At 71.7% G+C, this 26,227-nt stretch carries 25 protein-coding genes and 2 pseudogenes; 13 read left to right on the forward strand and 14 right to left on the reverse strand.

The window, feature by feature from the left end:
• Positions 1 to 16 precede the first annotated feature (16 nt).
• The 5 genes from QE454_RS11390 to dapC are packed head-to-tail and all read left to right on the forward strand — an operon-like array spanning position 17 to position 2,968.
• Positions 17 to 733, forward strand: a complete 717-nt coding sequence (locus QE454_RS11390; protein ID WP_210075323.1) for an AzlC family ABC transporter permease — start codon at positions 17 to 19, stop codon at positions 731 to 733.
• The gene (locus QE454_RS11395) at positions 730 to 1,044 is read left to right on the forward strand and encodes an AzlD domain-containing protein (protein WP_210074358.1); all 315 of its coding nucleotides are present in this window, start codon (positions 730 to 732) and stop codon (positions 1,042 to 1,044) included. The genes QE454_RS11390 and QE454_RS11395 overlap by 4 nt, the downstream gene beginning before the upstream one ends.
• 44 nt (positions 1,045 to 1,088) lie before the next feature.
• Entirely contained in the window at positions 1,089 to 1,487 is a 399-nt protein-coding gene (locus QE454_RS11400; RefSeq protein WP_307455347.1) for a histidinol dehydrogenase, read from the forward strand.
• A gap of 53 nt (positions 1,488 to 1,540) precedes the next feature.
• Positions 1,541 to 1,861, forward strand: a complete 321-nt coding sequence (fdxA, locus tag QE454_RS11405; RefSeq protein ID WP_013586172.1) for a ferredoxin — start codon at positions 1,541 to 1,543, stop codon at positions 1,859 to 1,861.
• A 3-nt stretch (positions 1,862 to 1,864) separates the two neighbouring features.
• On the forward strand, positions 1,865 to 2,968 hold the full coding sequence (dapC, locus tag QE454_RS11410; protein ID WP_307455344.1) for a succinyldiaminopimelate transaminase: 1,104 nt from the start codon (positions 1,865 to 1,867) through the stop codon (positions 2,966 to 2,968).
• 1 nt (position 2,969) lies between these two features.
• On the opposite strand, the gene QE454_RS11415 is transcribed toward dapC, so the two are convergent.
• The 7 genes from QE454_RS11415 to QE454_RS11445 are packed head-to-tail and all read right to left on the reverse strand — an operon-like array spanning position 2,970 to position 10,335.
• Entirely contained in the window at positions 2,970 to 3,836 is an 867-nt protein-coding gene (locus tag QE454_RS11415) for an ABC transporter ATP-binding protein (protein WP_309668646.1), read from the reverse strand.
• The gene (locus QE454_RS11420; protein WP_309668647.1) at positions 3,778 to 4,701 is read right to left on the reverse strand and encodes an ABC transporter ATP-binding protein; all 924 of its coding nucleotides are present in this window, start codon (positions 4,699 to 4,701) and stop codon (positions 3,778 to 3,780) included. Before QE454_RS11420 ends, QE454_RS11415 begins: the two co-directional genes overlap by 59 nt.
• Positions 4,698 to 6,278, reverse strand: a complete 1,581-nt coding sequence (locus QE454_RS11425; protein WP_307455334.1) for an ABC transporter ATP-binding protein — start codon at positions 6,276 to 6,278, stop codon at positions 4,698 to 4,700. The genes QE454_RS11420 and QE454_RS11425 overlap by 4 nt, the downstream gene beginning before the upstream one ends.
• A gap of 50 nt (positions 6,279 to 6,328) precedes the next feature.
• Positions 6,329 to 7,132 carry an ABC transporter ATP-binding protein gene (locus tag QE454_RS11430; RefSeq protein WP_210074368.1) on the reverse strand — a complete coding sequence of 268 codons (804 nt, stop codon included), beginning with the start codon at positions 7,130 to 7,132 and terminating at the stop codon, positions 6,329 to 6,331.
• On the reverse strand, positions 7,129 to 8,220 hold the full coding sequence (locus QE454_RS11435) for an iron chelate uptake ABC transporter family permease subunit (protein WP_307455332.1): 1,092 nt from the start codon (positions 8,218 to 8,220) through the stop codon (positions 7,129 to 7,131). Before QE454_RS11435 ends, QE454_RS11430 begins: the two co-directional genes overlap by 4 nt.
• Entirely contained in the window at positions 8,217 to 9,269 is a 1,053-nt protein-coding gene (locus QE454_RS11440; protein ID WP_307455329.1) for an iron ABC transporter permease, read from the reverse strand. Before QE454_RS11440 ends, QE454_RS11435 begins: the two co-directional genes overlap by 4 nt.
• A 10-nt stretch (positions 9,270 to 9,279) precedes the next feature.
• Complete coding sequence (locus tag QE454_RS11445; RefSeq protein ID WP_307317418.1) at positions 9,280 to 10,335, reverse strand: ABC transporter substrate-binding protein; 1,056 nt, start codon at positions 10,333 to 10,335, stop codon at positions 9,280 to 9,282.
• Between the two features lie 82 nt (positions 10,336 to 10,417).
• On the opposite strand from QE454_RS11445, the gene QE454_RS11450 reads away from it, so the two are divergent.
• Both QE454_RS11450 and QE454_RS11455 read left to right on the forward strand, forming a co-directional pair.
• Positions 10,418 to 11,254 (forward strand): AraC family transcriptional regulator, encoded by an 837-nt coding sequence (locus QE454_RS11450; RefSeq protein ID WP_309668648.1) that lies wholly within the window; start codon positions 10,418 to 10,420, stop codon positions 11,252 to 11,254.
• A 343-nt stretch (positions 11,255 to 11,597) separates the two neighbouring features.
• Positions 11,598 to 12,893 (forward strand): citrate synthase, encoded by a 1,296-nt coding sequence (locus QE454_RS11455; protein WP_210075325.1) that lies wholly within the window; start codon positions 11,598 to 11,600, stop codon positions 12,891 to 12,893.
• Positions 12,894 to 13,572: 679 nt separating this feature from the next.
• Here QE454_RS11455 and dapD read toward each other — a convergent pair.
• A complete protein-coding gene (gene dapD, locus QE454_RS11460; RefSeq protein ID WP_307455323.1) occupies positions 13,573 to 14,493 on the reverse strand; it encodes a 2,3,4,5-tetrahydropyridine-2,6-dicarboxylate N-succinyltransferase in 921 nt (306 codons plus the stop codon).
• 42 nt (positions 14,494 to 14,535) lie between these two features.
• Here dapD and dapE point away from each other — a divergent pair, with 42 nt between their 5' ends.
• The 3 genes from dapE to QE454_RS11475 all read left to right on the forward strand — a co-directional run bounded on the left by dapE (position 14,536) and on the right by QE454_RS11475 (position 17,096).
• Positions 14,536 to 15,612 (forward strand): succinyl-diaminopimelate desuccinylase, encoded by a 1,077-nt coding sequence (dapE, locus tag QE454_RS11465; protein WP_309668649.1) that lies wholly within the window; start codon positions 14,536 to 14,538, stop codon positions 15,610 to 15,612.
• Positions 15,609 to 16,832, forward strand: a complete 1,224-nt coding sequence (locus QE454_RS11470) for a hypothetical protein (protein WP_307455320.1) — start codon at positions 15,609 to 15,611, stop codon at positions 16,830 to 16,832. The genes dapE and QE454_RS11470 overlap by 4 nt, the downstream gene beginning before the upstream one ends.
• 93 nt (positions 16,833 to 16,925) lie before the next feature.
• The gene (locus QE454_RS11475; RefSeq protein ID WP_074615842.1) at positions 16,926 to 17,096 is read left to right on the forward strand and encodes a DUF3117 domain-containing protein; all 171 of its coding nucleotides are present in this window, start codon (positions 16,926 to 16,928) and stop codon (positions 17,094 to 17,096) included.
• A 64-nt stretch (positions 17,097 to 17,160) separates the two neighbouring features.
• Here QE454_RS11475 and QE454_RS11480 read toward each other — a convergent pair.
• Positions 17,161 to 17,797: pseudogene (locus QE454_RS11480) on the reverse strand (O-methyltransferase).
• Between the two features lie 72 nt (positions 17,798 to 17,869).
• Here QE454_RS11480 and QE454_RS11485 point away from each other — a divergent pair.
• Positions 17,870 to 18,241, forward strand: coding sequence for a Sec-independent protein translocase TatB (locus tag QE454_RS11485; RefSeq protein WP_210074387.1), 372 nt, complete (start codon positions 17,870 to 17,872; stop codon positions 18,239 to 18,241).
• A gap of 255 nt (positions 18,242 to 18,496) precedes the next feature.
• Here QE454_RS11485 and QE454_RS11490 read toward each other — a convergent pair whose 3' ends face one another.
• From QE454_RS11490 to QE454_RS11500, 3 genes are read right to left on the reverse strand one after another with little or no spacing between them, the layout of a single operon-like run.
• Positions 18,497 to 19,645, reverse strand: a complete 1,149-nt coding sequence (locus tag QE454_RS11490) for an Mrp/NBP35 family ATP-binding protein (protein ID WP_267786927.1) — start codon at positions 19,643 to 19,645, stop codon at positions 18,497 to 18,499.
• Complete coding sequence (locus tag QE454_RS11495; RefSeq protein WP_210074399.1) at positions 19,642 to 20,169, reverse strand: DUF1003 domain-containing protein; 528 nt, start codon at positions 20,167 to 20,169, stop codon at positions 19,642 to 19,644. Before QE454_RS11495 ends, QE454_RS11490 begins: the two co-directional genes overlap by 4 nt.
• On the reverse strand, positions 20,169 to 21,488 hold the full coding sequence (locus QE454_RS11500) for a magnesium transporter MgtE N-terminal domain-containing protein (RefSeq protein WP_210074401.1): 1,320 nt from the start codon (positions 21,486 to 21,488) through the stop codon (positions 20,169 to 20,171). Before QE454_RS11500 ends, QE454_RS11495 begins: the two co-directional genes overlap by 1 nt.
• Positions 21,489 to 21,559: 71 nt before the next feature.
• Between QE454_RS11500 and QE454_RS11505 the strand changes: the two genes are divergently transcribed.
• Both QE454_RS11505 and QE454_RS11510 read left to right on the forward strand, forming a co-directional pair.
• Positions 21,560 to 22,309, forward strand: coding sequence for a general stress protein (locus QE454_RS11505; protein ID WP_307455317.1), 750 nt, complete (start codon positions 21,560 to 21,562; stop codon positions 22,307 to 22,309).
• On the forward strand, positions 22,306 to 22,974 hold the full coding sequence (locus tag QE454_RS11510) for an alpha/beta family hydrolase (protein ID WP_307455314.1): 669 nt from the start codon (positions 22,306 to 22,308) through the stop codon (positions 22,972 to 22,974). Before QE454_RS11505 ends, QE454_RS11510 begins: the two co-directional genes overlap by 4 nt.
• Before the next feature lie 5 nt (positions 22,975 to 22,979).
• On the opposite strand, the gene QE454_RS11515 is transcribed toward QE454_RS11510, so the two are convergent.
• Both QE454_RS11515 and QE454_RS11520 read right to left on the reverse strand, forming a co-directional pair.
• Positions 22,980 to 24,755: a gamma-glutamyltransferase gene (locus QE454_RS11515; protein ID WP_309668650.1), complete on the reverse strand. Its 1,776-nt coding sequence runs from the start codon at positions 24,753 to 24,755 to the stop codon at positions 22,980 to 22,982.
• Positions 24,752 to 26,216: pseudogene (locus QE454_RS11520) on the reverse strand (aminopeptidase P family protein). The gene QE454_RS11515 and the pseudogene QE454_RS11520 overlap by 4 nt, the downstream one beginning before the upstream one ends.
• Positions 26,217 to 26,227 lie beyond the last annotated feature (11 nt).

Consider the following 26,227-nt stretch of genomic DNA (forward strand, 5'->3'; position numbering starts at 1 on the left):
GTTCACGATGATGCTCATGCGTTCGTTCTACCGAACACCCGAGGGGATGGCGACCCGGCAAGGGCTCGCGGTCGCCCTCGCCACGAGTGCCTACGGCATCTCGTTCGGGGCCCTGTCCGTGGCATCCGGTCTCGACATCTGGCAGACCTGCGTGTTGAGCCTGCTGATGTTCACGGGGGGATCGCAGTTCGCCTTCGTCGGCGTCGTCGCCGCCGGGGGACCTGCCGCCGCCCCCGCGGCCATCGCCTCCTCGGCTCTGCTGGGCGTTCGCAACGCGGCGTACGCGATGCGCATGGCTCCGGTCGTCGCGGGTGGGTTCTGGCGCAAGCTGTCGGCGACCCACTTCACGATCGACGAGTCGGTGGCCGTCGGCCTCGCCCAGGATGTACCCCGCGCACGCCAGGCCGGCTTCTGGGTGACGGGGATCGCGATCTGGGTCGGGTGGAACCTCTCGACCCTGCTGGGAGCGCTTCTCGGCGACGTGCTCGGCGACCCGCGCTCCTACGGTCTCGACGCCGCCGCGGCGGCCGCGTTCCTCGCCCTGCTCTGGCCGCGCCTGCGCGGACGACAGCCCCTGGCCGTCGCGGCGGGAGCGGCGGTCGTCGCGGCGCTGCTCACCCCCTGGCTCATGCCGGGCATCCCGGTGATCGCTGCGGCCGGAGTCGCCGTCGCGGTGGGCCTGTTCGACCCGCGGGCCGCGAAGGCTTCGACAGAAGAGGAACGGATGCCATGACCCTGTGGACCGCGGTGCTCCTGGCATCCGTCATCTGCGTCGCGCTCAAGGCGATCGGGTACCTGCTTCCGGCGCACTGGCTCGACTCTCCCCGTCCGGCCCGCGTCGCGGACCTCCTCACCGTCGCCCTGCTCGCGGCGCTCGTGATGGTGCAGACGCTGGGGGCGGGGGCGGCCGTCGTCGTCGACGCGCGGCTCCCGGCCGTCGGTGTCGCCGCCCTGCTGCTGTGGGCGCGTGCGCCGTTCCTCGTCGTGGTGGCCGCCGCCGCCGTCACCGCCGCGCTGCTGCGGCTCTGGGGGTGGGCGGCGTGAGGGGCTCGCGCTGCGCGCACAGCCGTCCCGCCTAGACTCGGGCGGTGACTTCCACGATTCTTCGCGTCGTCGGCTGGGTGGTTGCCCTGCTCGTCGGAGCCTTCTACGGAGCCGCCGGTACCGTCGGCCAGGCCTTCCTCGTCGGCCCGGTGCCGGTCGGTCTGATCCTCGCGACGATCGGCAGCGCCGCGCTGCTCATCGCCTTGCGTACCCTCACCGGCGACCGCGTCAACGCCCTCGCCGGCGGGCTCGGCATCACCGCCGCGACCTATCTCTTCTCGCAGGTGGGCCCGGGCGGCTCCGCGATCGTGGCGGCGCCCACGGCGGGCACGGAATGGATTCCGCTGGTGTGGACGGTCGTCGGCCCCTCCCTGATGGTGCTCGTGGCGTTGTGGCCCGACTTCTCCAAGCTCCAGACCCCCGCGCGTCCGGTCGAATCTTAGGCCCGAGGGCCCGTCGGCGGAGGCGATCGCCTCGGCGCGATTAGACTGGGCGGGTGACTTACGTGATCGCCCTCCCGTGTGTCGATGTCAAAGACCGCGCCTGCATCGATGAGTGTCCCGTCGACTGCATCTACGAGGGTGAACGATCGCTCTACATCCACCCCGACGAGTGCGTCGACTGCGGTGCGTGCGAGCCGGTCTGCCCCGTCGAAGCCATCTACTACGAGGACGACCTCCCCGAAGAGTGGTCCGACTACTACAAGGCCAACGTCGAGTTCTTCGATGACATCGGATCGCCCGGTGGAGCGGCCAAGGTCGGCGTGATCGCCAAGGACCACCCCGTCATCACCGCGCTGCCCCCGCAGAGCCACTGAGCCGTGGGCGTCGCCGACCTCGCCGACTACCCGTGGGACGCCGTCGCCCCCTATGCGGAGCGCGCGCGGCGACACCCCGACGGCATCGTGGATCTGTCGATCGGCTCGCCCGTCGATCCGACCCCCGTCGTGATCGCCGAGGCCCTGGCCGACGCGACCGATGCGCACGCCTACCCGGCCACGGCGGGCACTCCGGCGCTGCGTGAGGCGATCGCCGACTGGTACGAGCGCCGTCGCGGCGTTCCGGGGCTGAGCGCGGCGAACGTCCTGCCGACCGTGGGCTCGAAAGAGCTCGTGGCCCTGCTGCCGCTGCTTCTGGGCCTCGGTCCGGGCGATGCCGTCGTGCACCCCCGAGCGGCCTACCCCACCTACGAGGTCGGCGCGCGTCTCGTCGGCGCCGAGCCCGTGGCATCCGACGATCCCTCCGAGTGGCCCGCCCACACGCGTCTGGTCTGGATCAACTCGCCGGGCAACCCCGACGGCCGCGTCCTGTCGACGGACGAGCTTCGGGATGCCGTGACCCGGGCGCGCGAGATCGGTGCCGTCCTGGCCTCCGACGAGTGCTACGCCGAGCTCGGCTGGGATGCCCCGTGGGACGCGCAGCCCGTCCCGAGCGTTCTCGATCCGGCCGTCGTCGACGGCGATCTCACGGATGTGCTCTCGGTCTACTCGCTGAGCAAACAGTCGAATCTCGCCGGGTATCGTGCGGCGTTCCTGGCCGGTGACGCCGCTCTCGTGGCGCGTCTGCTGAACGGGCGGAAGCACCTCGGTCTCATGCCGCCCGCGCCCGTGCAGCGCGCGATGACCGTCGCTCTCGGCGACGATGCGCACGTGTCCGAGCAGCGCGAACGCTACGCTCGCCGTCGGGCCGTCCTCAAGCCCGCCGTCGAGGCCGCCGGCTTCACCATCGACCGCAGCGAGGGCGGCCTGTACCTGTGGGCGACCGAGGGGCGCGACGCCTGGGAGAGCGTGGACCGACTCGCCGACCTCGGCATCCTGGTCGGTCCCGGGCACTTCTACGGCGCGCACTTCCCGAACCACGTGCGCTTCTCGCTGACGGCGACAGACGAGCGCATCGCCGCCGCGGCCGAGCGCTTGACGCCCTGATTCAGCTCGAGCGGTTCCACGCCTCCCAGAGGCGCGCGTAGGGGCCGCCGGCCGCGCGCAGCTGGTCGTGCGTGCCCTCTTCGCGGATGCGGCCGGCCTCGAGCAGCACGACGCGGTCGGCGCGGGCGGCCTGGCTGAGCCGGTGCGCGACGACCAGGGCGGTGCGTCCCTCCACGACCGCGAGCGCGGCATCCTCGAGTCGGCCCGCCTCGGCCGATCCGGCCTCGGCCGTCGCCTCGTCGAGCACGACGACGGCGGGGTCGCTCAACGACACGCGCGCGAGGGCGATCAACTGCGCCTCGGCGGGCGAGAGGGGGGTGCCCGAGGCGCCGACGGGTTCGTCCAGCCCCCGGGCGAGGCGCGCGACGAGGCTGCCCGCGCCCACGCGCCGCAGCGCCTCGACGAGATCGTCGTCGCCCGCGTCGGGGGCGGCCAGGGTGAGGTTCTCGCGCAGGTCGGTGTCGAAGACGTGCACGTCCTGCGTGACGAGGGCCACCCTGCCGGGGCGACGCACCCGGCCCGCGACCGGATCGTGGACGCCCGCGGCGATGGCCGCGAGCGTGGACTTGCCGGTCCCTGAGGCGCCGACCACGGCCACGGTGGTGCCCGAGGCGACGCGCATCGACACGTCGTGCAGCACCGGGTGATCCCTTTCGTAGGCGTGCGTGATGTCCTGCAGCACGAGGTCGTCGTCTGCTTCGGTGCCGCGGTCCGGCCGCTCGTCGTCCTGGCGCGCGACGGGCCCGTTCTGTGCCCCGGCGCGGATCACGCCGACGATGCGCGAAAGCGAGGCGAGGGCCGACTGCAGGTCATCGACGACGAACAGGAGCTGGTTGATCGGCCCGAACAGGCGCAGGAAAAGCAGCATGGCCGCGGTCGTGCCGCCGATCGTTCCCGCCCCGTTCGCCACCAGGACGAAGCCGACGACGAGCAGCCCGGCCATGCCGAGGAACTCGGCCGCGTTCAGACGAGCGAAGAACAGGTTCTGGATGCCGCGCGCGCATGCTCCACCGCACGACCGCCCAGGACGCCGTCGAGATGCGCGACAGGTGGGCGGATTCCGTGCGGTAGGCGCGTACGGTCTCGAGTCCCCGGAGCGCGTCGAGCAGGTGCTGAGCGCGATCGGACATGGCGGCGCGTTCGGCCGCGTACACCGCGGGCGCAGCGCGCAGGTACCGGCGCACGGCGAAGACGTGCAGGGGCGTCACCACGACGAGCGCGACGGCGTACCACGGGTCGATGACGGCCATGCCGACGAGCGTCACCACGATCGTGAAGGCGGACCCGACCAGCGCCGGCACGACCTGCGGAATCGCGCCCGAGACCTCCGCGACGTCGTCTCCGGCCCGGGCGACGAGATCTCCGGTGCCCGCGCGTTCGATGCGCGCCGGCGGCAGGTGCAGGGCGGTGTCGACCATGCGCTCGCGCAGGGAGGCGAGGGCGTGCTCGAACAGCCGCGAGGCCGATACCGTCCCGACGGCCGTGAGCACCGACGCCAGCACGACGGCACCGGCCATCACCGCCGCGAGCGTCCAGGCCAGTCCCGGATCGTCGCCGCCCGCGCCGATCGCATCGACGACCGCGCCGAGCGCGAGCGGACCGACGACGCCGGCGGCCGCGGCGGCGAGCACGACGACGAAGAGTGCGGGCAGTCGCCACCAGCCCCGGGGGAACGCGCGCCACATCTCTCGCGCGACCGCCCCGGCGGGGGCGAGGGGCAGCGGAACGCTCACGCGTCGCCTCTTTCGGCGACGTGCACGACGCGATCGGCGACGGCGGCGAATGCCGGCGCGCGAGTGACGACGAGGGTGCGACGGTGGCGACGAGACGCGTGCACCCGCTCGGCGATGCGCGCCTCGGTGACGGCGTCGACCGCGGTCGTCGGGTCGTGCAGCACGAGCAGATCGGGGTCGTGTGCGAGCGCTCGGGCCAGGGCGACGCGTTGACGCTGGCCTCCCGAGAGTGCCGTGCCGTTCTCGCCGACGCGACTGTCGAGCCCCTGGGGGAGGATTCCAGCCAGATCGTCGCACGCGGCCGCGCGCAGAGCGGCCGCCAGGGTCTCGGCATCCGCTCCCGGCGGGGCGACGTTCTCGGTCACGGTTCCGGCGAACAGGTGCGCCACGTGCGGGGCGTGGAGGGCATCCGGATGCCGTGCGCGCAGGGCAGCGGCGACCGCCACGGACCGTTCGCCGGCGCACGCGACGACGACGAACTCGCCCGGGCGAACGGCGAGGTCGTCAGCGAGGTCGTCGGCGAGGTCGTCGGTGGGCGAACCGGCCGCGAGCAGGCTCTGTTCGGCCGGGCGCGCGGGCGCGCGGGACGCCTCGGCACCCTCGACGTCGGGCTCGGTGTCGCGGAGCACGTCGAGCAGGCGTGCGGCGGACGCCGTCGCCGAGGCCCACCACGTCCCGGTGTACAGCGCCAGCACCCGGAGCGGGTCGATGAGGAACTGCGCGAGGCCCACGACGGCGACGAAGGCGCCGACGCTCAGCGATCCCGACAGTGCGAGGACGGCCGCGCAGACGGCGATCGCGGTGAGGAACAGGCCCGTCACGATGCTCATCGCACCGCCGAACACGCCCTCGGCCCGGCGGGCGCGCACGGTGTCGGCCAGAGCGGTCCGGCTGGCCTGTCGGTAGCGGCGCGCGGCCTCGGCCTCGGCGCCGATACCGCGGATGACACGGTAGCCGCTGAGCAGGTCGGCCGCCCGGCCGGCGGCGGCGGCCGCGGCCCGTTGCTCGGCGCCGCTGCGGTCGCGCAGGGTCCGGCCCGCACGCTCGGTGAGCCACAGCAGCAACGGAGCGCCCACGAGCACGGCCAGCCCGAGGGGCCACGACAGGGTGAGCAGCACCGCGCCGCCGAAGAGCACCGCGGCCAGCTGACCGACCGGGTACACGCCGATGGACACGGCCTCCGAAAGACGGTTCGCATCCGAGGTGGCGAGCGAGAGGGCGACGCCCGGCTGCTCCGAGGGGCGGCCCGCGCGTGGCGCCCGCCGCATCAGATGGGCGGCGACCGTCGTGCGCAGGCGATGCTGTACCGCGAGCGTGCCGAGCTCGGCCAGTCGCGAACCGAAGCGCCACGAGAACGACAGCATCAGGAAGTCGGCCGCCAGCAGGCCGAGCCATAGCACCAGCTGCAGCGGATCGCCGGTGGCGACCGCCCGCTCGATGGCGAGACCCATGATGACGGGGACGAGGGCCTCGCCCACCTGATGCGTGATCGACAGCGCGGCGGCGGGAACCGAGTAGCGGGGAGCAGCCCGCATCACCCGCCACGTCAGCGCGCGTGGCGTGGTCCGATCGGTCACGGGCAGTGCACGCGTGGGAATCGGCTCCGTCGGCGCCTGGAGCAGCATCCTCATCGCGGCGCCGTTCGATCCCGTCCGAGGGCGGACACGGCGGGCGACCCCGAGACGGGATCGGGGGTGACCACGCAGCGCAGCCCGAAGACCTCCTCGACCATCTCTGCCGTCACGACCTCGGCCGGGGCGCCCTCGGCGACGACGCATCCGTCTTTCACGGCGATGAGATGGGTGCCGTAGCGGGCCGCCTGGTTGAGGTCGTGGAGCACCGCGACGAGGGTGCGCCCCTGGGCGTTGAGATCGGTGAGCAGCTCCATCAGCTCGATCTGGTGCGCGATGTCGAGGAACGTCGTGGGTTCGTCGAGCAGCAGGATGGGCGTCTGCTGGGCCAGGGCCATGGCGATCCAGACGCGCTGGCGCTGGCCGCCGGAGAGCTCCGACACGAGCCGCCCCGACAGATCGGCCGTGCCGGTGGCATCCATCGCCTCGGTCACCGCCGCTTCGTCGTCGATCGACCACTGCCGCAAGAACCCCTGGTGGGGATGCCGTCCGCGGGCGACGAGGTCGATCACCGTGATGCCGTCGGGGGCGAGCGAGGTCTGCGGCAGCAGACCCACCGCGCGCGCCAGCTCCTTCGGCTGGTACTCGCCCAGCGGCCGGTCGTCGAGGCGCACCACGCCTGCGGTCGGCGCGAGCAGGCGGGCGAGCGCGCGCAGCAGGGTCGATTTGCCGCTGGCGTTCGCCCCCACGATCACGGTGAACGATCCGTCGGGGATGGCGATCGACAGGTTCTCGGAGATCACCCGCCGGTCGTAGCCGATCGTGAGGCCCTGGGCGGTGAGGCGGGCGGGAGCGGTCATGCGCGTCTCCGGGTTTCGTGGATGAGGAGCCAGACGAGGTAGAGCCCGCCGACGACGACCGTGACCAGGCCCACGGGCAGGGGAATGGGCAGCACGTGCTGGGCGACGATGTCGGACGCGAGCAGCACGACCGCCCCGACGAGCGCCGAGGGGGCGAGAGCGATGCCCGCGGTGCGGGTCAGCCGGAGGGCGATCTGCGGGGCGGCCAACGCCACGAAGGCGATCGGACCGGCGGCCGCGGTGACCGCGGCGGTGAGTGCGACGGCGCAGACGACCAGCCCCAGCCTCGATTTCTCGACCCGGATGCCGAGTGCCCGGGCGGCATCGTCGCCGAGCTCGAGGCGCGACAGAGCACGGGAGAACAGCCCCAGGGCAGCGCACGCGGCGACGATGACCCCGGCGGCGGGCAGCACCTGAGACCAGCCGACCGGCGAGAGCGAACCCGCGCCCCACACCGCGGCGATCATCGCGACCTCGACCTTCGCGCGCAGCAGCAGGTAGGTGCTGAGCGCCTGCAGCATGGCGGAGACACCGATGCCCACCACGATCAGACGGAAGCCCTGGATGCCGCGGCGGTACGCGAGCGCGTAGACGAGAGCAGCCGCGACGAGACCGCCGCCGATCGCGCCTCCCGACACCGCGACAGTGCCGGCACCGGCCCCGACCAGGAGGATGACGCTGAGTCCGCCGGCGTACGAGCCCGCGGACAGACCGATGACGTCGGGGCTGGCCAGCGGGTTGCGGGTGAGCGACTGGAACACCGCGCCCGAGACGCCCAGGGCGGCACCCAAGATCAGGGCCGCGAGCACGCGCGGCAGACGCCACTCGCGCACGACGGTGGCGGTGAAGCCGCCGTCGATCCCGAGCAGGGCGCCGACCACCTGGCCGGGGGTGAGCGCCAGGTCGCCCAGGCACAGGGCGAGGATCGCCAGCGCGAAGGCGACCGCGGCGATGGCACCGCCGACCGCGAGGGTGCGCACGCGCAGGCGCAGCGACAGCAGCCCGCGGCGTACGACGACGGTGCGGGGGCCGCCCACGGGGTCCCGACCTGCTTCCGGCCGATTGGAGCCGGGGGAGAGGGCGGTCACAGGGTGCTCGCCTTCGCGCGCCGGACGAGCGCGATGAGCACGGGCGCGCCCACGAACGCGGTGACGATGCCCACGGGAACCTCGCTCGGCCACAGCACCACCCGCCCGATCACGTCGGAGAGCAGCAGCACGGTGGGGGCGATGACCATCGTGTACGGCAGGATCCAGCGCTGGTCGGGGCCGACGATCCAGCGCGCGACGTGCGGGGCCATGAGCCCGACGAAGGCGATGGGGCCGGCGATCGCTGTGGCCGACCCGGCGAGCACGGTGATCGCGACGACCGACAGCACGCGCGTGCGCACGAGGCGCGTGCCGAGGGAGGCGGCCAGGTCGTCGCCGAGGCCCAGGGCGTTCAGCGACCGCGCGCACGCGAGGGCAACGACGACGCCGGTTCCGACGAAGGGCAGCACGGGAACGATGACGTCCCAGCCGCGCTCCACGAACGACCCGGCGCTCCAGCCGCGCAGTCGCGCGAAGGTCACCGGATCCAGCAGCATCATCGCGCTGGTGATCCCCATCAGGACGGCTCCGACGGCCACACCGGCCAGGGTCAGGCGCACCGGGTCGGGCCCGCCGCGTCCGACACCGCCGATCGCGTACACCGTCACCGTGACCAGCAGCGCGCCTCCGAAAGCCCACGGCAGGAACTGCAGTGCCGTCACGGCCCCCAGCACGACGCCGACGGCGACGAACAGGGCTGCTCCGGCATCCACCCCCAGGATGCCGGGATCGCCCAGCGGATTGCGGGTGAAGGCCTGGATCAGGGCGCCGGCGAGGCCCAGGGCCACTCCGGCGACGATCGCCGCGAGCGTGCGCGGCAGGCGCAGGTCGAGCACGATCTGATCGCCGACACCGCCGTCGGGGCTGGTCAGCGCGTGCCATATCTCGGCGGGGCCGAGCGCGTTCGAGCCGACCGCGATGCTCAGGCCCGCCGCGAGGGCGAGCGCCAGCACGGCGATGACGAGGCCGGCGGCCCGCCGACGCCGTTGGAGCGAGGGGAGGCGGTCGCGCCGCGCGCTGGGGCGCGACGCGACCGACGGCGAGGGCATCACCGGAGGATCAGCCCTCGACGCTCTGCGGCGAGGTCCCCGCGACGGCCTTCTCGAGGCGCGGCACGAGCTCGTCGAGAACGTACTTCTGGCTCAGCGGGGTGAGGAAGTAGATGGCTCCGGCCAGCTCCGCGTCGGTGTACACGGCTCGGCCGCCGGCGACCGCGCTCAACGAGCGGGTCGTGCCGAAGTCGAGCAGCGCGGGCAGCGACTCGGCGCTCTCGGTGGCGAAGACGATGACGTCGGCGTCGATGAGCGACATGTTCTCACCGGAGATGAGCGCCTGCGCGCCCTTCTGCTGCACGTACTTGTCGAGTCCCGGCGTGATTACGAAGCCCAGATCGGTGAGGAAATCGGTGTTCAAGCCATCGGGGTAGACGTAGATGCTGCCCTGCCACGGGCCGCCCTGCGAGAACGACGCGGTCTTGCCCGCGAACTCGGGGTGCGCCGCGGCGGCTGCCGCGTACTTCTCTTCGATTCCGGTGATCAGGCTCTCGCCCTCGGCGCTGCGCCCCATCGCCTGCGCGATCTGACGGGTCTGTCCCTTCCAGTCCGAGAAGTAGCCCTCGGTGCCGGCGACGCTCGCGATCGTGGGGGCGATGGCGCTGAGCTTGGTGTAGTCGTCGGCGGTCAGCTTGGCGTTCGTGCCGACGATGAGATCGGGCTCGAGCGAGGCGATCTTCTCGAACTCGAGGCCGTCGGTCGCGGAGAGCACGGTGGGCTCGGCGCCGTTGAGCAGATCCGTGGCCCAGGGCCAGACGGCGTAGGGCTGTTCGCCGTACCACTCTGTCGTGGCGACCGGGGGCGTGCCGAGCTCGAGCAGGACGTCCTGCTCGGTCAGGCCGACCACGACGACACGTTGCGGCTCGGCTGTGACGGTCGTCTCGCCGAACTGGTGGGTGACCGTCACGGGGAAGGTATCGCTCGGCTGTGTCGAGTAGGTGGCGTTGCGGGCGCCGGCCTCGGCAGTGCTGCCACAGCCGGCGAGCAGGGCCGCGGCGACGGCGAGGACGGAGCCCAGTGCGGCGAGGCGTACGGGGCGGGAGCGATGGCGGGGAGCAGGCATGCGGACTCTCGGGTCGATGGGACGGGCGCCGCTAGGTTAGCCTTGCCTTACCTTGCCCGCCATCGTCGTGAGGAGACATTCCGTGCTGGAGCACGACACCGTGATGTCGCGTAGCAAACATCCCGGTTCGATGGATGCCGTATCCGAGGCCACTCATAGTCGCCACTGGACATCGGCGGAATTCGCGGTGATCTCGACGTCGGTCAGTGCCGGCGCCGGTTTCGACCCGCACCGCCACGAGGAGGATCAGCTCGCCTGGATGGCGTCCGGCTCCATGGAGGTCTCGGTCGGGGCCGACCGCTGGCACCTGCGCCGTGACCACCAGGTCTGGATCCCCGCCGGCGTCCTCCACGAGATGCGCTTCACCGAGCCGGGGGAACTCGTCAGCGCCTACGTCGACCAGCGTCACCGGCCCGCGCGCACGGGGTGGGAGCGCGCCCGGGTGCTCGCCCTCGACCCGCTCGGCGGCGCCCTGCTGAGCCACCTCGCCGCGGGCGATCGTGCAGAGGGGCGCGGCCAGTCGTGCTTCGCGATCCTGAGCGACCTCGTCGCCGAGGCTCCCGTCGCGCGCGAGGTCGTCGCGCTGCCGCAGGATCCGCGGGCACGGGCCGTTGCCGTCGCCCTGCTGGACCGGCCCGACGACGAGCGCGACCTGGACGCCTGGGCGGCCGAGGTGGGTGTGAGTGCCAGAACCGTCGCGCGGGCCTTCGTCGCCGACACCGGGCGCACCTTCCGTGAGTGGCGCGTGCGCGCGCGCCTGCACGCCGCCGTGGGGCTTCTGCTGCAGGGAGAACCGGTGCACGTCGTCGCCCCCGCGGTCGGATACGACTCGGTCAGCAGTTTCATCTCGGCGTTCCGCCGTCGTTTCGGGGTGACTCCGGCCGTCTACGCCGGGCGATCGCGCGAGATGCCCGACTGAGACGGGACCGAGAGCGGCGACGTCACGCCGGGAATCGCTCGAGATGTTCACCCCGTCGGATGCCGGGCAGTCGCGGCTCCCGCGAGACGACGTCGATCACGGGTCGTCGTCCTCCAGCATCGTCGTGGCGACGGTCTCGGCCGAGAAGGGCAACCTCCTGAGGCGGTGTCATCCGTACGTCGGTGGGCCTACTAGGCTGTAAAAGCCTTGTGCTCGGGTGACCCTCCGGGCGAAGGCCGACCAGGATGACACCCCCGTGGCATCCATCGGTCGAGAAGATCGCGGGGTGCCGCAAGCCCCCGCGTTCGACCACACGGGCGACCAGAAATCGCAAGGAGGCGCGGTGAGCGACGCGGGCACGCAGCAGGACAAGGCCACTCTCACGGTAGGGGGCACCACCGCCGAATTCCCGGTCCTGCGAGGCACCGACGGCGTTCCGAGCATCGACATCGCGTCGCTGACGAAGCAGACCGGTCACACCACGCTCGACTACGGTTTCGTCAACACGGCGTCGACCAAGTCCGACATCACCTACATCGACGGTGACCAGGGCATCCTCCGCTACCGCGGCTACCCGATCGAGCAGCTGGCGAAGAACAGCACCTACCTCGAGGTGGCGTGGCTGCTCATCTACGGTGAGCTGCCGTCGGCATCCGAGCTGGCGTCCTTCGACGAGCGCATCCGCCGTCACACGCTGCTGCACGAAGACCTGAAGAGCCTCTTCTCGGCTCTGCCGCCCACCGCCCACCCGATGTCGGTGCTCTCGGCCGCGACGGCTGCGCTGTCGACCTACTACGAGTCCGAGTCCGACCCGCACAACCCCGAGCACGTCGAACTCAATACCGTGCGCATGCTCGCCAAGCTCCCCGTGATCGCGGCCTACGCGCACAAGAAGAGCATCGGGCAGGCCTTCCTGTACCCCGACAACTCGCTCGGCTTCGTCGACAACTTCCTCAAGCTGAACTTCGGCGTGCACAGCGAGCCCTTCGAGGCCAACCCCGTCATGACGAAGGCCCTCGACCTGCTGCTCATGCTCCACGAGGACCACGAGCAGAACGCGTCGACCTCGACCGTGCGCCTCGTCGGCTCGACAGGAGCTAATCAGTTCGCTTCGATCTCGGCCGGTATCCAGGCGCTCTCGGGTCCCCTGCACGGCGGCGCGAACGAAGCCGTGCTGCAGATGCTCGCGCGCATCCGCGACTCGGGCGAGAGCGTCGAGCGCTTCGTCGAGCGGGTGAAGAACAAGGAGCAGGGCGTCAAGCTCATGGGCTTCGGTCACCGCGTCTACAAGAACTACGACCCGCGCGCCAAGCTCGTCAAGGAGTCGGCCGACGAGGTGCTCGAGGCCCTCGGCGTCAGCGACCCGCTGCTCGACCTCGCCAAAGAGCTCGAGCAGATCGCTCTCGAGGACGACTACTTCAAGGAGCGTCGCCTCTACCCGAACGTCGACTTCTACACCGGCGTGATCTACAAGGCGATGGGCTTCCCCACGCGCATGTTCACCGTGCTGTTCGCGATCGGACGCCTGCCCGGCTGGCTCGCGCAGTGGCGCGAGGCCATCACCGACCCGCAGACCAAGATCGGTCGCCCGCAGCAGCTGTATACGGGTGCCGCCGAGCGGAACTATCCCGGCGTCTGACCGGATCCGAAGCGCCCCGTCCCTCTCGAGAGGGGCGGGGCGTTTCGCCGTGCGCGGCGGGTTTCACGGGTGCGGCGCTGCGCGCGGCCGGCCCTGGTGGCTACGGTGCTGCGCGCGGTGGGCTCGTGTGGGTAGGGCGCTGCGCGCGGCGGACTCGTCGGTGGGTGCGGCTGCACGCATAAACGCTCTTGGCGCGCGTAAACGCGAGGAGAGCGTGTTTGTGCGCGCGGGGAGCGTTTATGCGTGAGGGGCGGATGCCGCGAGCTGGGCGCGTCGCGCCCCGGGGGCAGCGTTGCGCGCGGCGCTGCGCGCGGCCGGCCCTGGTGGCTACGGTGCTGCGGGCGGTGGGCTCGTCGGTGGGTGCGGCTGCATGCATAAACGCTCTTGGCGCGCGTAAACGCGAGGAGAGCGTGTTTGTGCGCGCGGGGAGCGTTTATGCGTGACGGGCGGATGCTGTGAGCCGGGCGCGTCGCGACCCGGGTGCGGCGCTGCGCGCGGTGGGCCCCCGGTGGGTTCGGCCGCGGCATAAACACTCTCACCGCGCGTAAACGCGCTGTGCTCGCGTTTCTGAGCGCGGATCGCGTTTATGCGTGGGGTGGGGAGGCAGCGGGACGACGACTCAGCGCGACACCCCGCGGCGACGCAATACCCGCGCCGCCCCGGCCCGAGCGATCGCGCCTCAGGCGTGCAGCGCCTCGTTCAGGGTGACGCCGACACCGGCGCGGGCCGAGGCCTCCACCGCGCCGGTGAGCGAGTTGCGGCGGAACAGGATGCCGTCGCGACCGGAAAGCTCCCCGGCCTTGACCGTCTCGTCGCCGACCTTCACCTTCGTTCCGGCGGTGACGTAAAGACCCGCCTCGACGACGCAGTCGTCGCCGAGCGAGATACCGATACCCGCGTTCGCGCCGAGGAGGGTACGCGCGCCGATCGAGACGCGGTGGGTGCCGCCGCCCGACAGCGTGCCCATGATCGAGGCGCCGCCGCCGATGTCGGTGCCGTCGCCGATGACGACGCCCTGCGACACGCGGCCCTCGATCATCGAGGAGCCGAGCGTGCCGGCGTTGAAGTTGACGAAGCCCTCGTGCATCACGGTCGTGCCGGGGGAGAGGTGCGCGCCCAGGCGCACACGCGAAGCGTCGGCGATGCGCACGCCCGCGGGGAGCACGTAGTCGGTGAGGCGGGGGAACTTGTCGAGACCCTGCAGCTCGATACCGTGACGCTTCAGCTGCGGCAGCAGCCGGGCCGCGTCGTCGGGGTGCACGGGGCCGGCGTTGGTCCAGGCGACGTTGGGAAGGTGGCCGAAGATCCCGTCGAGGTTGATCTCGTTGGGGCGCACGAGCAGGTGCGACAGCGCGTGCAGACGCAGGTAGGCATCGATCGTCGAGGCGGGGGCCTCGTCGGCGTCGATCGTGAGGGACACCGTCTCGACGACGACTCCGCGTCGCTCATCGGGGCCCGCGGAGGATGCGAGCGCCGCCTTCTCGGCATCCAGGTCGTTCGAGTCGCCCAGGACCGGCTTCGGGAACCAGGCGTCGAGCACCGTCCCCCCGGTGGTTCGTGTCGAGAGGCCGGCAGCGCTGATGCGTCGTTCGTTGCTCACCGTCCCAGGGTAGTGGGGCACCGCCTGTGCGAAGATCGGGGCATGCTCGCGCTCGACCTCACCCAGTCCTCGGCCGCCCTCACCCGAGCGGTCTGCGACATCCACAGCGTCTCGGGAGATGAGACTCCTCTCGCGGATGCCATCGAGGCCGCCGTCTCCGCGTACGTCCATCTCGAGGTCATCCGCGATGGCGACACCATCGTCGCCCGCACCAATCTGGGGCGCGAGCGCCGGGTCGTGATCGCCGGGCACATCGACACCGTGCCGATCAACCGGAACCTCCCCGTCGAGGACCGCACGGTCGACGGGGTCGACGTCATCTGGGGGCGCGGGACGGTCGACATGAAGGCCGGCGTCGCAGTGCAGCTCAAGCTCGCCGCCGAGCTCACCGAGCCCCCGGTCGACATCACGTGGATGTGGTACGACCACGAAGAGGTCGACTCCGCCCTGAACGGCCTCGGCCGGCTGTCGCGCAACCGCCCGGATTTGTTCGAGGGCGACTTCGCGATTCTCGGCGAGCCCAGCAACGGCGAGGTCGAGGGCGGCTGCAACGGAACGCTTCGCGCGATCGTGCGCACAGAGGGCGTCCGCGCGCACAGCGCCCGCTCGTGGATCGGCGAGAACGCGATCCACAAGGCGGCGCCGATCCTCGCGCGCCTGGCCGAGTACCGAGCCCGCGAGATCGAGGTCGAGGGTCTCGTCTACCGCGAGGGCCTGAACGCGGTCAGCATCTCGGGCGGGGTCGCGGGCAACGTCATCCCCGACGCGTGCGCCGTCGAGGTCAACTACCGCTTCGCTCCGAGCCGCGACGCCGCGGCCGCGATCCGCGTCGTCACCGACGTGTTCACCGGCTTCGACGTCGAGATCGTCGACGTGGCCGAGGGCGCTCGCCCGGGCCTCGACGCGGCTCTCGCGAGAGATTTCGTGGATGCCGTGGGTGCCACGCCGAAACCCAAGTACGGCTGGACCGATGTGGCGCGGTTCTCGGCCCTCGGCATCCCGGCCGTCAACTACGGCCCCGGCGACCCGCATCTCGCGCACCACGACGAGGAACGAGTCCCTCTCGCGCAGATCGACGCCGTCGAGCAAGGCCTGCGTGCCTGGTTGAGCGGGTCGTGACCACCGCGGCCACGACGCGCACGCGGGTCGCCTGGGGGGAGAGTCTGCCCCTGGCGGCGCGCATCGCGATCGTCTACATCGCTGCGCGCGTGGTCACGACGGGCTTTTTCCTTCTCGCGTCAGCGCTGTCGGGCCCGGGTTCGCGCTACGGCATCGCGCCCTCGCTCGAGAAGCTCGCCCTGGGCTGGGACGCGCAGTGGTACTGGCTCGCCGCGGTGTCGGGGTACCCGGTGGATCTGCCGATCGCCGCGGGCGGTCACGTCGCCGAGAACGCCTGGGCGTTCATGCCCCTGTATTCGTACCTCTCGGCCGGGCTGGGCTTCCTGCTCGGGTCGTGGGGCGCGGGGGCCATAACGATCTCGCTGGCCGCGGGCTACGGAGCCTGTCTCGTGCTGCACTCCCTGCTGCGCGAGCGGATCGGCGCGTCGGCCGCGATGTGGGCCGTGGTCTTCTTCGCGTGCGGCCCGCTGGCAGCCCTGTTCCAGGTGGGGTACGCCGAGGCGTTGTTCCTCTTCTTCCTCTTCCTCGCTATCCGGTGTGTCCAGCGGCGGCAATGGACCTGGCTCTACCTGCTCGTTCCCGCGATGGGGTTCACACGCCCCGGCATCCTGGCTTTCGCCCTGTTCCTGGGGCTCTACGGCATCCACCGCTTCCTCCGTCGTCGGACGGATCCGCTGCCGACGCGCGATATCGCGCACCTCGTCGCCCTGGGCGGACTCTCGGTCGTCGTGGGCTTCGCTTGGCAGGCGATCGCGGGCTTCGTCACCGGCGACCCCGGCGCGTATCTCGCCACCGAGCTCGCGTGGCGACGCAACTGGCTCGGCGATTCGAGCGGCGGGTTCCTCCCCGTCGACGGGTTCGTGCAGGCCGCGGGATTCTGGTTCACCCGCTGGGGGCTGGGCGCGGCGACGGGATACGTCTTCCTGGCAGTGCTCGTGCTGGCCGTTGCCGCCCTCTTGCTGTTCTCGCCGCAGGTGAAGCGGCTCGGTATCGAGGTGCGACTGTGGTCGGCGAGCTACCTGGTGTATCTGCTGCTGGTGTTCTTCCCGCAGTCGAGCATCTTCCGGTTGCTGGTGCCGATCTCGCCGTTGTGGGGGGCTCTCGCGGTGCCGCGATCGCGCCGATGGCGGATCGGCGTCCTCGCTCTCGCCCTGCTCGGACAGTGGTGGTGGATCTACAACATGTACGCCCTCGCGAACGCGTACTGGCAGATTCCCTGATCCCCGTTTACGTCCGGCGACCACGCGGTACGACCCGCCGCGCAGGATACCGGTAAACTTCTCAGGCAGACCAACGACGAAAAGGGGGCCGCGATGGCAGCCATGAAGCCGCGTACCGGCGACGGACCGATGGAGGCCGTGAAGGAGGGCCGGTTGATCATCGTGCGCGTGCCGCTCGAGGGTGGCGGGCGACTCGTCGTCTCGGTGAACGACGCCGAGGCGAAGGAACTCTACGACGTGCTCGGTGGTGTCGTCACCGCCTGACGACCATTGACGCAGAAAAGGCCGGTCCCCTCGGGGGCCGGCCTTCTTCGTGCGTTCGGAAGGCTCAGACCTCGGTCGGCCGCGTCGTGAGCTGCAGCAGCCCTTCGCCGGTGGTCGACAGCGCGCCGATGACGGCGGGGGAGGACTGCACCTCCTGGATGAGCGAACGGTAGGCCGTGGTCACCGGGTCGCGGCGCACAGGGTCGGCCGCACCGTGCGCGAGGACACGGGGGATGAGCACCGTTCCGCCGGCGCGCACGAGGCGCAGACCGTGCTCGACGTACTCGATGACGCCCTCGGGGTCGGCGTCGATGAAGACGATGTCGTACGACGCCTCGTTCATTCGCGGCAGGACGTCGGAGGCCCGACCGGTGATGAACCGGGCGCGCGCGGCGGGTACGCGGGCGTCGATGAACGCGGAGCGGGCGGCCCCGAGGTGCTCCGGCTCGCTGTCGATCGTCGTGATCGTCGCACGGGGCCGAGCCGTGCAGCAGCCACAGGCCCGAGACTCCGCCTCCGGTGCCGACCTCGACGATGTTGAGAGCACGGGATGCCGCCGAGATCACGGCCGCCTGGGCTCCGACCGCGGGGCTGATCGGCGCCGCTCCGAGCTCGAGCGCGTGCGCCCGGGCGCGAGCGATGTGCTCGGGCTCGACCGTCGACTCCTGCACGAACCGTTCGTTCGCCTCATGACCGCTCACGTGGACCTCCTCAGATCAGGCTAGACGGCCGATGGTCGCTCGCCCCCTAGGCGAGGCCGGTAATCTGGTCCCATGTTCTTCGGCCTCACGATCGAGAAGCTGATGCTGATCGGCGTGATCGCAGCGGTCCTCGTCGGCCCCGAGCGCCTCCCGCGCTACGCGGAGGCGTTGGCCAAGTTCACCAAGCGTGCGAAAGAGACGCTTCAGGGTGCGCGCACGCGCATGCGCGACGAGATGGGCCCGGAGTTCGACGACGTCGACTGGAAGAAGCTCGACCCGCGTCAGTACGACCCGCGCCGCATCATCCGCGAGGCGCTGCTCGACGACACCCCGACGGCGACCATGCGTGCCGCGGGCGCCGCCGCTCTCGCAGCGCGCGAGAAACCGGCATCCACCCCCTTCGTGGCGGGCGAGCTCCCGCCGTTCGACGACGAGGCGACCTGACGCGGATTCCGGCTGCTGCCCCGGGCGGAGGCCCCTGAGGCTGTCGAAGGGGCCGGAACCGGGCGGGACGGCGTCAGACCGCGTGTCACCAGAACAGGGGATGTCACCGGAACAGGCCGATCCGCCACGAATCGCCCTGTTCTCGTGGCGGCGCCCTGTTCTCGTGACGGGAGCGGCTCGCCGGGGGCGGCGCGGCGGAGAGTGCGATCCGGATGCCGTGGCCCGGGGTCGCACCGTGACGGGTGGCGGCGAGGGTCAGACGTTCAGGCGGAGTGCCTTGCCCGCGAGACCCCGCGGTCGCACGGCCAATGCCGAGGCGGCGGCGTCGATCGCGCGAGCGGCCGGGTCATCGGGCTGCGACAGGACCACGGGTCGTCCGTCGTCACCGCCGGCGCGGAGCGCGGGGCTGAGCGGCACGGATGCCAGCAGCGGCACGCGCACGTCGTCGCTCGACAGGGCGCGGGCCACCTCCTCGCCGCCGCCCGCGCCGAACAGGTCGAGCACGGTGCCGTCGGGGAGGGTCATGGCCGCCATGTTCTCGATCACCCCGATCGGATGCTGGCCGGTCTGACGTGCGACGAGCCCCGAGCGGACGGCCACCTCGGCGGCCGCCGCCTGCGGGGTCGTGACGACCAGCACGTCGGCATGGGGGAGAAGCTGCCCCACCGAGATCGCGACGTCGCCCGTGCCCGGAGGCATGTCGAGCAGCAGCACGTCCAGGTCGCCGAAGAACACGTCGGTGAGGAATTGCTGAACGGTGCGGTGCAGCATCGGTCCGCGCCAAGCGACCGCTCCCGCGGCGTCCTCTCCGGGTCGCCGCAGGAACATGCCGATCGAGATGACCTTCACCCCGTACGCCACGGGTGGCAGGATCAGGTCGTCGAGCTTGGTGGGGGCCGGCGGCAGGCCGTCGTCGTCGACGAGGCCGAGAAGGCCCGGGATCGAGAATCCGTGCACGTCCGCGTCGATCAGCCCGACGCGAAGCCCCTTCGCCGCGAGCGCCACGGCGAGGTTCGCGGTGATGGTCGACTTGCCCACTCCGCCCTTACCGCTCGTGACGGCGATCACGCGCGTGAGCGAGTCCGGGCCGAAGGGCATCTCGCGCTTCGCGCGCCCACCGCGCAGCTTCTCGGTGAGGGCCTTGCGCTCGTCGGGCGACATCACCCCGACCCGCACGTCGACCGCGTCGATGCCGGCGACCGAGGCCGCGGCATCCCGGACGTCTCTCTCGATGCGATCCGCGGCGGGGCAGCCGACGATCGTCAGGGCGATGCCCACCTCGGCGGACGCACCCGAGACCGTGATCTCGCGCACCATGTCGAGCTCGCCGAGCGGCCGTCGCAGTTCCGGATCGGTGACGGCGGCGACCGCTCGGCGAACGCTCTCGGCGAGGGCGTCGGTCACGAGGCGGGCCGAGGAGCGTCGTCGTGGTCGTCGAGGCGCTCGAGTGCCGCCTTCAGTTCGGCGCGCAGCGTGTCCTTCGTGATGACCTCGTCGGTCAGGTCGCGCACGGCCATGCGCAGCGCCACGATCTCGCGGGCGAGGTACTCGGTGTCGGCGAGGTTTCGCTCGGCACGCTGACGGTCCTGCTCGATCTGCACGCGGTCGCGGTCGTCCTGTCGGTTCTGCGCGAGCAGGATCAGGGGAGCGGCGTACGAGGCCTGGAGCGAGAGCACGAGCGTCAGCGCGGTGAAGCCGATCGCTGCGGAGTCGAAACGTAACTCGTCGGGCGCGATCGAGTTCCAGCCCATCCACACCACGCAGAACAACGTCAGCGACAGCAGGAAGGTGGGCGTCCCCATCGCGCGGGCAACCCACTCGGTGAACCGTCCGAAGCGGTCACGCGAGGGCTGCGGAGCGCGCGGGGCCAGGACGCCGGTGCGGCCGCGCGGGGCGTCGAGAGCGGGCTTGCGGTTGTTGCGTGCCATCAGCGCCTCCTCGGGGTCTGCGGGGTGATCTGGGGGATGCTCGCGGTCGCGGTGGACCTCGTGGTCGTCCGGGGTCTCGGATCGTCGCTGTCGTGCGTGCGCCAGTCGTCGGGCAGCAGGTAGTCGAGCACGTCGTCGACGCTCACGCAGCCGACGAGGCGGTGCGCCTGATCGACCACGGGCAGCGACACGAGGTTGTAGCTCGCGAGCAGACGGGCGACCTCGGCCGCGGTGGCGTCTGCGGTGACCGGCTCCAGCGTGTCGTCGATGATCGCGCCCAGGCGCTCGTGCGGCGGGTAACGCAGCATGCGCTGGAAGTGGACCGTGCCGAGCAGGCGCCCGGTGGGCGTCTCGTACGGGGGCAGGGTGATGAAGACGGATGCCGCGAGGGCGGGGTGCAGCTCGTGCCGCCGGATGAGAGCCAGGGCCTCGGCCACCGTCGCGTCGGCCGAGAGCACGATCGGCTCCGGCGTCATGAGACCACCCGCGGTGTCGGGGCCGTATTGCAGGAGGGCGCGGACGTCGTCGGCCTCTTCCGGCTCCATGAGGTCGAGCAGCTGCTCGGAGCGCGACTCGGGGAGCTGACCGAGAAGGTCGGCCGCGTCGTCGGGCTCCATGGCATCGAGGATGTCGGCGGCGCGTTCGTCCCCGAGCTGCTCGAGGATGTGCACCTGCTCGTCCTCGGGCATTTCTTCGAGGGCGTCGGCCAGGCGGTCGTCGCTCAGCTCTTCGGCGACCTCGATGAGGCGCTCCTCGGGAAGATCGAGCAGCGTGTTGGCGAGGTCGGCCGGCTTGAGCTCGGAATAGGTCGCAACCAGCTGCTCGGCGGACTGCGCCTCGCCGGGCGTCTGGTTCTCGCGCACCTCGCCCCACGCGGCGAAGGTCGTCGCGCCCTTGGCGAAGGGCGACGCGCTCGTGCGCGGGCGGCGGAGGAACAGCTGCCCCACGTCCCACTCGCCCAGGCGGTTGCGTTCGATCGCGACGTCTTCGATCACGGCGGTGCCGGAACCGTCGACGAGGCGCACGCGACGGCCGAGCATCTCCGCCATGACACGCACCTCGCCCCCGCGCTGTTGGAAGCGGCGCACGTTGATCAGGCCGGTCGTGATGACCTGACCGGCCTGTATGGAGGTGACGCGCCCGATGGACACGAACACATGTCGTCGTCCGGGAATCTCGACGACGAGCCCCACGACGCGCGGCGCGGCGGACGCGCGGTAGATCACCACGACGTCGCGCACCTTACCCAGACGGTCTCCCGCCGGGTCGAACACCGTGCAGCCCGCCAAGCGGGCGACGAATACCCTTTGCGTGCTCACTGGACCAGCGTAGTCCGCACCTCCTATGCAACACCGGTGGAACGGTCAGGCGCGCGTGACAGGATGGTGAAATGAGTATGTTCGCACAGCGTCCGGGTGCCGGCCGCGACGAGGTCGGCGAGAAGATCGCCTCGTTCCCGACCTACGAGCAGGCGCAGAAGGCCGTGTCCTCTCTCATCGCCGGAGAAGTACCCGCTCGCGACATCGCGATCGTCGGCTCGGGTCTGCGTTCCATCGAGCGCATCACCGGCAAGCTCGGCTACGCCACGGCGGCCCGCTCGGGAGCGCTGAACGGCCTCATGCTCGGCCTGCTGTTCGCTTTCATCTTCGTGCTCGGGATGCCGACCGTGCAGATCTCCGCCTTCGTCGGCGTTCTGCTGGTCGGGATGGCGCTCGGCATGATCCTCAGCATCGGCACGTATTCGATCGTGCGCCGACGTCGGGACTTCGCCTCGGTCATGCAGGTCACCGCCGACCACTACGACGTGTGCGTCGCGGCCCCGAGCGTCCACAAGGCCCGCGGGATCGTCGGCCCCTCGGGTGCCGGCACCGGTCGCACCGTTGCCTCGCGCCCGGCGGCGCCCGACACCTCCCCGCCGCAGTACGGCGAGCGCGTCGCCCCGGGCACGGTCGCGCCGGCCGCCCCTCCGCGTCCGCCCGCGCCGACTCAGGCCCCCGCCCCGCGCGACGACGAGCCGCCGCAGTACGGCGAGCGGATCGCGCCGCCGGCCGAGCGTCCCACGGACGACCAGCGAGACGCCGAGCGTCCCGCCGACGCTCGCGACGGCTCCGACGAGCACCCCGCCCCCACCGAGCGGTGAGCGCCGAGCCCGTCCGCATCGCCGTCGCGCTGCCGACGGGCGACACCGAGGTGTCGGGGCTGTGGTCCGCTGCCCCCGACTCCTCGGCGACCGTCGCTCTGGCGCACGGGGCGGGCGCCGGCATGGAACACCCGTTCTTGACGGGTCTCTCCGATGCGCTGGTGACCGAGGGGGTCTCGGTCCTGCGATTCGTGTTCCCCTACGTCGAGGCGGGCCGGCGTATGCCCGGACCCGCCGCGCACGCCCTCGCCACCTGGGTCGGGGTGCAGGCCTGGCTCGCTTCGGCCGCGCCCGGACCCTTCACCGCCGCGGGTAAGTCGTACGGCGGGCGCATGGCATCCGTCGCCGCCGCCGAGGGAGTGATCTCCCCCGCGGGCCTGGCGTACCTGGGCTATCCGCTGCATCCGCCGGGACGACCCGAGAAGCCGCGCCGCGAGCACCTCCCGCGCATCACGGTGCCCCAGCTCTTCGTCGAGGGCGAGAACGACCCTTTCATCGATCCGCGGGAGCAGTTCGACGAGGTGGTCGCGTCGTGCCAGGACGCCCGCGTGCACTGGGTCGCCGGCGGCAATCACTCCTTCGAAGTCAAAGGCGCGCGCCGCCCGGCCGACGAGATCGGCGCCGGGCTGGCGAGCGTCGTCGCCGGGTTCGCACGGGGGCTCTAGCCGCGTCAGCGACCGGCCGCGTACCCCTGCGCACCGCGCGGGTTCGCGGCTGCCCACAGCAGTCCGTCGGCGTCGCGACCGACCGCGCTGACCCGCCCGAGAGCCCAGTCCCCGGCCCGGCGCACGCGGTGTCCGCGCCGCTCGAGGCCGGCGATCAGGTCTTCGCCCAGGCGATCTTCTACCACCGCTCCCGCCGGCGACCACGTCCGCGGCCAGAACGAGTCGACGAGCGCCGTGGTGTGCAGGGTCGGGGCGTCGATCGCCTGTTGCGGGGAGTAGCCGCCGACGAGCAGGCGCAGCAGCACGGGAAGCTGCCACTGGTCTTGCTGGTCGCCGCCGGGGGAGCCGAGCGCGACGACCTCGTCGCCGCGCGTCAGCAACGTCGGGGTGAGGGTGGTCCGCGGGCGGCGACCGGGAACGAGGGATGCCGGGTGCCCGGGCTCCAGCACCACCATCTGCAGTCGCGTGCCCAGGCAGAACCCGAGTTCGGGGACGGTGGGGGAGGACTGCAGCCAGCCGCCGGACGGGGTGGCCGAGATCGCGTTGCCCCAGCGATCGATCACGTCGAGGTGGCAGGTGTCCCCTCGGGTCTGGCCCGAGCGATCGACCGTCGGTTCCCCCGTGGACCCGGACGCGACCCGCTGCGTCGTGCGCAGCGGAGGCAGGACCGGCTCGCGACCATCGGGGGAGCCGGGGCGAAGTTCGGCGGAGGCATCCGGCCCGAGGAGGGCGCGCCGTGTCGCGACGTACTCGTCGCTCAGCAGGGCGGCGGCCTCTGCGGCTTCTTCGGTGTCGCCGAACCACGCATCGCGATCGGCATAGGCGAGCTTCTGCGCCTCGAGCAGCAGGTGCGCCCCCTCCACCGAGCCGGGATCCACGTCGTCCGCGTCCTCGATCAGGCGGAGCGTGTGCAGCAGAGCCGGTCCCTGCGACCAGGCGCCCGCCTTGAACACGTCCCATCCGCGGAACGACACCGACACGGCGGTTTCGAACGATGCGCGCCACGACGCGAGGTCTGCTGTCGTCAGCATGCCGGGATGATCGCCGCCATCGGCGTGCCGGTGCGGCTCGTGCAGGAACGTCGCCGCCCGGGGGAGCACCTCGCTCATCCAGCGCTCGCGCGCGGCGTCGATACGCGACTCCCGGTCGGCGGCGTCATAGCCCGCGGCCACGAGCGAGTCGAGCACATCGGCCCACGCCGTATTGCGGACCAGCGTGTCGGGTGCGGGCGGCTCGCCGGTCGGCATCCACTGGTCTTTCGACGAAGACCAATGGTCGCGGAACAGGTCGGCGACGCGGCCGATCGTGGCGGCGGCTCCCGCGACCAGCGGGTGCCCGTCGCGCGCGTAGCCCGTGGCGAAGGAGAGGACGTCGGCGAGCTCCCACGTGCCGTGATCGCGCAGCAGCAGCAACCACGCGTCGACGCCGCCGGGCACCGTCGCCGCGAGGCCGCCCGAGCCCGGGACCAGGTCGAGCCCGCGTCCGAGGAAGTGCTCGATGGTGGCGGCGGCCGGTGCCGGGCCCTGACCCATGAGAACGACGGGCGCAGCCGCTCCGGCCGGTCGCACGAGGGCGACCAGGTCACCCCCGGGGCCGTTCAGGTGCGGCTCGACGACGTGCAGCACGAAGCCGGCCGCGACGGCGGCGTCGAACGCGTTTCCTCCGCGCTCGAGCACCGCCTGCGCGGTGGCCGTCGCCGTCCAATGCGTCGACGCCGACATCCCGAAGGTGCCTCGCAGCGTCGGCCGGGTGGTGAACGATGCCGGCGGCGTGAACGTCATCGCGACAGCCGGGCGATCCACTCCTCGACCTCGTCGGCCGTGCGGGGGATGCCCGCCGACAGGTTCACCGGACCGTCTGCCGTCATGACGATGTCGTCCTCGATGCGCGCGCCGATGCCGCGGTACTCCTCGGGGACGGTGAGGTCGTCGATCTGGAAGTACAGGCCGGGCTCGATCGTGAACGCCATGCCGGGCTCGAGCAGACCGTCGTAGTACATGTCGCGACGGGCCTGGGCGCAGTCGTGGACGTCGATGCCGAGGTGGTGGCTCGTGCCGTGCACCATGTAGCGACGGTGCTGGCCGCCCTTGTCGGCGTCGAGGGGCCTCCTCGGCCGTGACGGGGAGCAGGCCCCACTCGGCGACGCGCGCGGCGATGACCTCCATCGCGGCCTCGTGCAGGCGCCGGAACGGTACGCCGATCTTCGCGGCGGCGAAGGAGGCGTCTGCGGCCTCGCGGACGGTCTCGTAGATGCGGCGCTGGATGTCGGTGAAGGTGCCCGAGACCGGCAGCGTGCGGGTGATGTCGGCGGTGTAGAGGCTGTCGACCTCGACGCCGGCGTCGACGAGGATCAGATCTCCGGGCTTGACAGCGCCGTCGTTGCGCGTCCAGTGCAGGTAGCAGGCGTGCGGGCCCGAGGCGGCGATCGTGTCGTAGCCGACGCTGTTGCCGTCGGAGCGGGCGCGCTTGTGGAACACGCCCTCGACCAGACGCTCGCCGCGCGGGTGGGCGATGATGCGGGGGAGCTCGGCGACGATGTCGTCGAACCCGCGGCCGGTGACCTCGACGGCCAGGGCCAGCTCGGCGAGCTCGTACTCGTCCTTCACCAGGCGCAGCTCCGAGACGAACCGGGTGACCTCGTCGTCGTCGCCGACCGTGCGGTCGTTCTCGCCGACCTGGAAGTCCTCGAGGTGCGCGGTGGCCAGGTCCAGATCGGCGGCGACGCCGTCGAGGGCGGGGCGGGGGCCGATCCAGAACTCTCCGACCGTGGCATCCGAGTAGAACTCCGCCGTGGTGCGGTCGGCACGCTCGCGGAAGTACAGCACGGCCTCGTGACCGTCGTCACGCGGTTCGAAGACGAGGACGGCGTCGGGCTCGGCGTCGCTGCCCCAGCCGGTGAGGTGTGCGAAGGCGGAGTGCGCGCGGAAGGGGTAGTCGGTGTCGTTGCTGCGCTGCTTCAGCCCGCCGGCGGGTACGACGACGCGCTGGCCGGGGAAGGCCTCCGACACGCGGGCACGGCGACGTGCGGCCCAGGCGGCCTGCTCGCGCGGCTCGGGGAGCGCGGCGGGGTGCTCGGCCCACCCGGTCGAGATCGTGTCGAGGAATCCGCGCGGGAACGGGGCCTTGCGGTTGCTGGGGGCGTCGAGCTCGACGTCCGCGGACTGCGGTTCGGCAGTCTGCGATTCGGGGATCTGAGGCTCGGCGGTCGTCGCGGTCGTGTCGCTGGTGGAGGGGGCGTCCATCGTTCCAGTCT

Source organism: Microbacterium sp. SORGH_AS_0454 (genome assembly GCF_031453395.1).
GTDB lineage: Bacteria > Actinomycetota > Actinomycetes > Actinomycetales > Microbacteriaceae > Microbacterium.